The organism is Burkholderia sp. Ap-955 (assembly GCF_011753045.1).
GTDB classification, from domain to species: Bacteria; Pseudomonadota; Gammaproteobacteria; order Burkholderiales; family Burkholderiaceae; genus Burkholderia; species Burkholderia lata_D.
This window is the reverse complement of the sequence record NZ_VWWH01000167.1, coordinates 1-7,401: the sequence shown is the minus strand read 5'-3', so window position 1 is coordinate 7,401 and position 7,401 is coordinate 1. Positions and strand designations below refer to the sequence as shown.

General features: G+C 67.9%; 5 protein-coding genes and 1 pseudogene. All 6 read right to left on the bottom strand.

Annotation, left to right across the window (positions count from 1 at the left end; translation table 11 throughout):
- A partial coding sequence (locus tag F3J15_RS36560; RefSeq protein WP_166897555.1) for a PTS glucose transporter subunit IIA occupies positions 1–601 on the bottom strand: 601 nt, incomplete at its 3' end.
- A gap of 15 nt (positions 602–616) precedes the next feature.
- Entirely contained in the window at positions 617–1,624 is a 1,008-nt protein-coding gene (locus tag F3J15_RS36555; RefSeq protein WP_166897558.1) for an SIS domain-containing protein, read from the bottom strand.
- Positions 1,617–2,720: an N-acetylglucosamine-6-phosphate deacetylase gene (nagA, locus tag F3J15_RS36550; RefSeq protein WP_166897552.1), complete on the bottom strand. Its 1,104-nt coding sequence runs from the start codon at positions 2,718–2,720 to the stop codon at positions 1,617–1,619. The genes F3J15_RS36555 and nagA overlap by 8 nt, the downstream gene beginning before the upstream one ends.
- Positions 2,721–2,818: 98 nt before the next feature.
- Positions 2,819–3,553 (bottom strand): GntR family transcriptional regulator, encoded by a 735-nt coding sequence (locus tag F3J15_RS36545; protein WP_043187255.1) that lies wholly within the window; start codon positions 3,551–3,553, stop codon positions 2,819–2,821.
- A gap of 325 nt (positions 3,554–3,878) precedes the next feature.
- Complete coding sequence (locus tag F3J15_RS36540; RefSeq protein ID WP_166897550.1) at positions 3,879–7,082, bottom strand: error-prone DNA polymerase; 3,204 nt, start codon at positions 7,080–7,082, stop codon at positions 3,879–3,881.
- 6 nt (positions 7,083–7,088) lie between these two features.
- Positions 7,089–7,401, bottom strand: a pseudogene (locus tag F3J15_RS36535) (DNA polymerase Y family protein); the annotation flags it as partial.

Below are 7,401 nucleotides of genomic sequence, written 5' to 3'. Positions count from 1 at the left end.
CCGGCCGCGCATGCAGGCCGCCCGGCTGCGCCAGCACGATTTCACGGCGCACTTCGTTCTGCGCCGCGGCGCCGGCTTGTGCCGCCTGCACGGCCGCCTCGCCCTTGCCGCGCAGCGCGAGCAGCGGCGTCTCGCCGGCCGTCGCGAAGCCGCTGGCACGATCGACGACCTCGAACGCATCCGAGTTGGCAATCGCGATCACCGATACGAGCGAATGCGCGCTGCGCGCCACCGCGTCCTGGTCGAACTCGATCAGCAGCGTGCCCACCTCGACACGCGCGCCGGCCTCGACGTGCGCGATGAAACCCTGCCCGTTCAGCTCGACCGTGTCGATGCCGATGTGCAGCAGCACCTCCGCGCCTTGCGGCGTCGTGATCGTCACCGCGTGGCCCGTGCGCGCGAGATGCGACACGACGCCCGCGCACGGTGCGACGAGCTGGCCCGCGAGCGGGTCGATACCGATGCCGTCGCCGAACATCCCGCCGGAGAACACCGGATCGGGCACGTCGGCCAGTGCGACGATCGGCCCCGTCATGGGGCTAAGCAGGACGATCTGATCGTGGGTGGGGCTCTTCAACTGGGACTCCTCGGCGCGTCTCATCGGCTGTCTCGGCTATCAGTGCGTTTCGGTGACTTTGTTCAGGTGGCGCGGCGTGTCGGGATTGCGGCCGCGCGCAACGGCGAGATCCGCCGCCATCACGTAGAACGAAAGAATGGCGGCGATCGGGTCGAGCGCCGAATGGGCGGACTGCGCGAGCGGCAGCGTCGCGCCGGGTATGCCGGCGGGCGCCGCGAGCAGCACGGCGGCGCCGCGGGCGCGCATGTCCGCGGCAAGCTGCAGCAGGCCGGCCTGCTCGGGCCCCGGCGGCGCGAACACGAGCAGCGGATAGTCGCGGTCGATCAGCTCCATCGGGCCGTGACGGACTTCGGCGCTCGAGAACGCCTCGGCCTGGATGCCGGACGTTTCCTTCAGCTTCAGCGCGGCTTCCTGCGCGATCGCGAGGCCCAGGCCGCGGCCGATCACGATCATCCGCTCGACACCCGCCAGTGCGGCCACCGCCTGCGACCAGTCGAGCTGGCCGGCTTGCGCGAGTACGTCGGGCAGGCCGCGCAGCGCGGTCGTCAGCGCGGCGTCGCGCTGCCAGTACGCGACGATCTGCGCGGACAGCGACAGCATCGCGATATAGCTCTTCGTCGCGGCCACCGACAGTTCGGGGCCGGCGAGCAGCGGCAACTGGTGCTCGCACGCGTCGGCGAGCGGCGACGGCAGCACGTTCACGGCGGCGACGGTGCGCGCGCCGGCTTCGCGCAGCGCGGCCATCGTATTGACGAGATCGGGGCTCTTGCCCGACTGGGAGAAGGCGATCGCGAGCTGGTCCTGCACCCTCAGCGGCGCCTGCTGCAGCGTCGCGACCGACATCGGCAGCGACGCGACCGGCACGCCGAGGCGGCTCATCGTCAGGCTCGCGAAATAGCTCGCGGCGTGATCCGAGCTGCCGCGCGCGACCGTCAGCGCGACGGCCGGCGGGTGATCGAGCAATTGGCCGGCGAGCGCTTCGACGCGCGTCGTGTCGGCGATCTGCGCGGCGACGACCTGGGCGGACTCGCGCGCTTCCTTAAGCATATTCGACAATCGATTCTCCTTCGACGTAGGTCGCGGTGAGGTTCAGGTCGCGGTCGAACACCGCGAGGTCGGCCCATGCGCCGCGCTCGAGGCGGCCGCGATCGGCGACGCCGAGGTAGTCGGCCGCGTAGCGCGACATCCGGTTCGACACGTCGGCGATCGGCAGGCCGAGCGACACGAGGTTGCGCAGCGCCTGGTCCATCGTCAGCGTGCTGCCGGCGAGCGTGCCGTCGGCAAGCCGCACGCCGCCGAGGCACTTCGTCACGTGCTGGCTGCCGAGCCGGTATTCGCCGTCGGGCATGCCCGTGGCGGAGGTGCTGTCGGTCACGACGTACAGGCGCGGGATCGCGCGCAGCGCAGCACGAATCGCGCCCGGGTGGACGTGCAGCAGATCGGGGATGATTTCCGCGTATTCGGCATGAGCAAGCGCCGCGCCCACCAGGCCCGGGTTGCGGTGATGCAGCGGCGACATCGCGTTGAACAGGTGCGTGAAACCGCACGCGCCGTGCTTGAGCGCGGCCACCGCGTCGTCGTAGGTCGCGAGCGAATGGCCGAGCTGCACGCGCACGCCGCGCGCGGCCATCTCGCCGATGATCTCGATGTGGCCGGCGATTTCCGGCGCGAGCGTGACGACGCGGATCGGCGCGATCGACAGGTACTTCAGCACTTCGTCGAGCACCGCCGATACGGCCGCGTCGGGCTGCGCGCCGAGCTTGCCGGGGTTGATGTACGGGCCTTCGAGGTGCACGCCGAGCACGCGCGCGCCGCCCGGCGTGCGGGTGCGCGCGACGCTGCCGAGGTTGCCGACGACTTTCATCAGTTCGTCGCGCGGCGCGGTCATCGTCGTCGCGAGCAGGCTCGTCGTGCCGAATTGCGCGTGCGTGCGGGCGATCGTCTCGATCGCGTCGCCGCCTTCCATCACGTCCGCGCCGCCACCGCCGTGCACGTGCAGGTCGATGAAGCCGGGCAGGATGTAAGGCGCGTCGTTCTTCGCGGGATCGACGGGCTTGCCGTCGAGGGTCGTGATGCGGCCGTTCTCGCTATCGAGCGAACCGTGAATCCAGCCGTCGGGGGTAAGGATGTTTCCAGTCAGCATGACGTTCTCTTGATGATCTGGTGACGCGGGCATCCGCGTCGTGATTTGCAAATCCGTGTCGTTGCTTCACGCATGTCGCGCGCGGGCAGTCTCGCGCGTCAGCGTTTCAGTTCGGCGACGAAGTCGTAGTAATCGTCGCGGCAATACGTTTCACTCACTTCGATCGCGCGCTGGTCGGCGCCGTAGCCGATCCGCGTGATCACCAGCAGGGCTGAACCCGGCTTCACCGCCATCCATTTCGCGATCGCGTGGGTCGCGTTCGCCGCGCGAAAGTGCTGCAGCGCGCGCACGACGGTCATGCCGCGCGCTTCGAGGTATTCGTACAGCGACGCGCCGAGCACCTGCGGATCAGGCACCACCGCTGCCGGCAGCGTCGAGTGCTCGACGGCCATCACGATGCCGTCCGCGCGGCGCAGCCGTTCGAGCCGCGCCACCGTCGCGCCGGGCGCGAGACCGAGACGCGTGATCTCGTCGCGGTTTGCGGCACGCAGCGTGCGCGACAGCCACACCGAATCGGGCACGAAGCCGCGCTGCTGCATCTTCGCGGTGAAGCCGACGAGACGCGACAGCGGATCGGCGACGCGCGGCGTGATGAAGCTGCCCGCCCCGCGCGCCCGCTTGATCAGCCCCTGCTCGACCAGCAGCGCGAGTGCGCGACGGGCCGTGATCCGCGACACGCCGACCGACACCGACAGCAGCCGCTCCGACGGCAGCGCCTCGCCGGCCCGCCACGCGCCGGCGTGGATCGCGCTCGCCAGGTTGCGGGCGAGCTGCAGATAGAGCGGCGTATCGCTGAGGGGATCGGGCGCCAGTTCGGACCAGCCGGTTTCCATGTGCCTCCGGGTGTCGGACGACGACCTCAGGCCGTCGAAAGTGAGGGCATTATATAACCACCATAATACCAGTCAACGAACTGGTATTAGCGGTGCCGAAATCGCCGGAAGCCTTGCCCGGCAAGCGTTTTAGTTCTCACAAACCCTTTGTTTACAATGAAGTACGGGATAGGGATTTACCCGGATTGGTATGCAAGGGGACAGTTCCAGTACGCGGTTGGGCCAGGTTTTGGACACGAATATGGGACCTGAATAGAACCAGTTGAGCCAACTGGTATGCACGGATGGCGAGGCACCGCGCGTTCGGCGGCGCGCACCGGTTGTGTCAGTGAAATTCGCGGCTCGACGTGCGCAGGCCGCCGAGCAGCGGCGTCAGATCCTCGAAGTGCTGCACGACGAGGTGCCTCACGTCGCTCGCGACCTGCCACACGCCGGACGCGGCAAGCAGCCGCGAATCGAGGGTTTCGCGGCGCTGCCGCGCGAGCAGCTCGGGCCGGACGATCAGGTTCACGCAGCCCGTTTCGTCCTCGAGCGTCATGAACATCACGCCTTTCGCGGTGCCCGGCATCTGCCGCGCGGTCACGAGCCCGCACGCGCGCGCGAGCCGGCCGTCGGGGCGGTCGTGCAATTCGGCCGCGGACGACAGCCGCCGCGCGCGCAGTTCGGGCCGCAGCAGCGCGACGGGGTGGCGATTCAGCGTGAGGCCGGTGGTGTGATAGTCGGCGAGGATGTCGTCGGCTTCCGACGGCGCGCCGAGCGCGGGCTTCTCCACTTCGTCGATCGTCGCGGTCGCGAGCAGGTCGCGTTCGGGGGCGGCTGCAACCGCTTGCCATAGCGCATCGCGGCGATGGCCGGCGAGCGTCGCAAGCGCGTTCGCGGCGGCGAGCGCTTCGAGATCGCGGCGTTCGAGCTGCGCGCGGCGTGCGAGGATATCGACGTTGTCGAACCGGCCAGCCGTGCGCGCGGCTTCGATGCGGCGCGCGGCGGCTTCGCCGAGCCCCCGCACGAGCGACAGGCCGAGCCGCACGGCGGGCTGGCCATGCGGAGGCGGCTGATCGGGCAGCGCTTCGAGCGATGCTTCCCAGTTGCTTTGCGTCACGTCGATCGGCCGCACCTGCACGCCGTGCCGCTTCGCGTCCTGCACGAGCTGCGACGGCGGATAGAAACCCATCGGCTGGCTGTTCAGCAGCGCGGCGAGGAAGATCGCCGGTTCGTGGCATTTGAGCCAGCTGCTGGCGTACGCGAGTTTCGCGAAGCTGGCTGCGTGGCTTTCGGGGAATCCGTAATCGCCGAAGCCCTTGATCTGCTCGAAGATCTGTTCAGCGAAGTCGGGCGGATAGTCGCGCTCACGCATCCCGTCGACGATCTTGCGGTGATATTTCTCGAGATTGCCCTTGCGCTTCCATGCGGCCATCGCGCGACGCAGTTCATCCGCCTCGCCGGGCGTGAAGCCTGCCGCGATCATCGCGATCTGCATCACCTGCTCCTGGAAGATCGGCACGCCGTACGTCCGTTCGAGCGCGGGTTTCAATTCCTCTTTTGGATAACTGACCTTTTCGATTCCCTGGCGCCGTTTCAGATAGGGATGCACTGCCCCGCCCTGGATCGGCCCCGGCCGCACGATCGCAACCTCGATCACCAGATCGTAGTAAGTCTGCGGGCGCAGGCGCGGCAGCATCGACATCTGCGCGCGCGATTCGATCTGGAACACGCCGACCGTGTCGGCACGACAGATCATGTCGTAGGTCGCCTTGTCATCCTGCGGAATGTGCTTCAGCGTGAACGGCTCGCCATCCGGCTCCGGCGGCCCGCGCCACGCAGTACGCATGTCGAAGGCGCGATGCAGCGCCGACAGCATGCCGAGCGCGAGCACGTCGACCTTCATCAGCTTGAGCGATTCGAGGTCGTCTTTATCCCACTGGATCACGCGCCGCCCGTCCATCGCCGCGTTCTCGACCGGCACGAGCCGCGTGAGCTTGCCGCGGCTGATCACGAAGCCGCCCGAGTGCTGCGACAGGTGGCGCGGGAAGTTCAGCAGCCGCGCGGCGAGCCGGGCCCATGCCTGGATGAGCGGCGTCTCGGGATCGAGCCCGATCGTCGAGAATTGCTGCAGCAGGTCGCGGCTACCGTCGAACCAGCGGTGCGCTTTCGCGACGCGATCGACCAGCATCGGATCGACGCCGAGCGCCTTGCCGGTTTCGCGCAGCACGCCGCGCGGACGATACGTCGATACGGCGGCTGCGAGTGCTGCGCGGTTGTGTCCGTATTTTTCGTAGATATGCTGAATCACCTCTTCCCGGCGCTGATGCTCGAAGTCGACGTCGATATCGGGCGGCTCGCCGCGTTCCGCGCTGATGAAGCGCTCGAACAGCATCGTGCTTTGCTCGGGATTCACCTCGGTGATGCCGAGGCAGAAGCAGACGACCGAGTTCGCCGCCGAGCCACGCCCCTGGCACAGGATGTTCTGGCTTCGCGCGTATTTGACGATGTCGTAGACGGTCAGGAAGAACGGTTCGTAACTCAGTTGCGCGATCAGGTCGAGTTCATACCGGATCTGCTTCGACACCTTCTCCGGCACACCTTGCGGATAGCGTGTGGCCGCCCCGGCCATGGTTTCCTGCTCCAGATAGCTCGTCGGCGTATGCCCCTTCGGCACGATCTCGTCGGGATACTCGTAGCGCAGCGAGTCCAGTTCGAAAGGACACGCATCGAGAATCGCGCACGTCTCCGCAATCTCCTCCGGCGAGAACAGATTCCCGATCCGGTTCCGCCCACGCAAATGCTGTTCCGCATTCGGCGCAAGCGCATACCCGCACTCGGAAACCGGCATCCCGACGCGAATCGCCGTCATCACGTCCTGTAGTTCCTTGCACGAGCGCCGGTGCATCGTCACGTCGCCCAGCGCGACGATGCGCACGCCGCGCCGCTCACCCGCCGCACGAATCTCCTCGCGCTGCGCACCGTCCAGCGCGCGCTGCAGTTGCACGAGCCCGAGCCGCGCCCGCTCGCCGAACGTCGTGCGAAACCACGCGACCTGCGCATCGAGTACATCGGCACGTACCGGATACGCGGGCACGAGGATCGCAAAGCAGTCGGGCATGCCGCGCAAGTGCGCAAACTCGGCAGGCGGCGCCGAAAGCATCCGCGACGTCAGCTTGTAAGTCCCCTTCGGCGACGCCATCCTCCGCCACGAAATCAGTTCGGACAGGTTGCCGTAACCCTCGCGGTTCTGCGCAAGCAACACGAGCCCGAATGCCCCCGGGCCCGGATCGTGGCCGGGCGCGACTTCATCCGGCGTAACTTCGAAATACGAACCGATGACGAGCGGCACCCCCTTCGCCTTCGCCGCGACGTGCATGCGCGGCGCGCCGGCAAGCGAGCATTCGTCGGTGATCGCGATCCCGCGATAGCCGAGCTCGAACGCGCGCTCGACCAGTTCCTCCGCATGCGACGCGCCATGCAGGAACGAAAAGTTCGAACGGCAGAACAACTCCGCGTAATCGGGCAGCCAGCTGAATTCCGCAACCATGACCGTTCACCCGAACAGGCCGTGCAGGAACCAGCGCGGCTCGGCCTCGCTCCCCGCCCGCTCCTTGAACACCCAGTAGCACGCACCGGCCTCGTCCTGCGCGACGCAGTAATCGCGCGCGGCGAGCTGACCGTCGAACCACCCGGCCTCGATCCGCTCCACCGACGACATCATCCTGAGCGGCGTATGAAATACCGGCCGCTCCCCGCGCATCAACAACGGCAGCGGCTCCGCCAGCAACCACGCGGGCCTCGGCGGCACGGCCGGCGGCCCGCCGGCCGGCTTGCCGGCCTGCGCGTCGAGCGGCAGCCAGCGGTTC